Here is a 1,730-nt window from a genome sequence, read left to right on the forward strand (position 1 = left end):
TTTTTATGTGTTTACCGGTATATAAATTATATTTTTTTATTTCTTTTCCATTAATTAAATATATTATCCCCATTTTTTCAGAAATATAGCCCAGGCTTATATTTTTCATTTCATTATCAATTCTATATAACTTTCTTTTTTTCTGTAAATCATACAAATTCAGATTTAATATACCACTATTCTTTGTTAATAAATAATCTTTTGAAATTGCAACAAAGCTACCATTATATAAATTTAATTTGTTTTCTTTTAAATTGTATATTGATGTGTGGGAATATATATTACTATTTATCTTATTCAATATAATATTATTATTTGTATCAACGAAAAAGTTCCTGTTATATACATTTTTTATTTTTATCCATTTTTTTAAATCTATATTTAAATTATTTATTTCTTTGCCTTTGAAGAATTCAAAAAAACTTTCCATATAATTAAATTCTATATTTTCAAATTTTAGCCATTGTATCCATTTAATCATATATGGCATTATATACTCTTTAAATTGATTTTCATCCATTTTTTGTATATTCACATAAAAATTTTTGAAATTATCTATTCCATGATGTTCAATAAAAAAACCTATAAAAGATGCTCCAAATGTATATCCATTTTTCCAGTTTAAAAATATTTTTTTATATAACTCATCATAAGTCAGATTTCTATATTCTGAAGAGTATTTAAGCATATATTTAGCATAAAAGTGATATTTTGAACTTAAATCGAGACCATCATTAATATATTTGAACCAATTTGCAAGGCCTTCTTTAAAAAAGGAATTTTCTCCTTTTAAAATATACGAATCAATAGCATGTACAATTTCATGTTTTAAATTAACAGGCGTTCCAAAAATTACCTTATTATTCCAGAATCCACCGGCTTGATATTCTGATAATCCTATTATTTCTTTTCTTGTATCAAATAAAATTACAGGAATTTTTTTATTGAATATTTTTATTTTAAAAGCCTTTATCAAACTATCTATTTCCTTTTGATAATATGATGCGATTTCAACAATATAAGGAGCAAAATTAGTGTTTTTCTCAAAATATATTTCTAAATTTTTAGTATTATATTTTGCATAATTTTTGATGGCATAATTATATGCCGTATTTACTTTCTTTTCATCCAGTTTAATGGAAAAACTTACAATTATAAGAAAAATAAAAACTAATAATAATAATATTTTTTTTTTATCATAAAAATACTTCCTCCCTTTTTAATACTTGACACACCTGCATCAATAAATGCAGGTGTGTTAGGTAAGTTTAATAAAAAATTATTTTAGCAATCTCCGCTTGATGGTGCGTATATATCTCCACCTGGATTTCCAGTTTCTAAAACTCTATCCCAACTACCCGGAGCACAGGTAAATAAACAGGACATTCCACCATCTCCGGCACCTGGATCACTATCACACGGCGTTAAATCTGATGAATCTGATAAAATCCCTGGTTCATTCAAACTAATAATTTTGAATGACATATCAATACCCCCTTTTAGAATTATTACAATAAAGCCACCTCAAATAGCAACTTTATTGCTTATTTCTTTATTGGCTATTTCTTTTGATAATAAAACCATTGCCCATTCATATTCTAATTTTATGAGTTCACAAAAATAATTTTCAATTCCTTTTGGATAACTTTTTTGTAGATTGTATTTTGCAACTCAAAAGTAAGCCAAATTATAATTGAAAAATGGGCCAAAAAAATAAAATGTTGAAAACA

The 1,730-nt window shown here is 24.4% G+C and carries 2 protein-coding genes; both read right to left on the reverse strand.

All coding sequences use genetic code 11. The features are described from left to right. A partial coding sequence (locus AS160_RS07955; protein WP_165147438.1) for a hypothetical protein occupies positions 1-976 on the reverse strand: 976 nt, incomplete at its 3' end. A gap of 308 nt (positions 977-1,284) precedes the next feature. Then, complete coding sequence (locus AS160_RS07960) at positions 1,285-1,485, reverse strand: hypothetical protein (protein ID WP_165147441.1); 201 nt, start codon at positions 1,483-1,485, stop codon at positions 1,285-1,287. Positions 1,486-1,730 lie beyond the last annotated feature (245 nt).

Source organism: Marinitoga sp. 38H-ov (genome assembly GCF_011057715.1).
GTDB lineage: Bacteria > Thermotogota > Thermotogae > Petrotogales > Petrotogaceae > Marinitoga.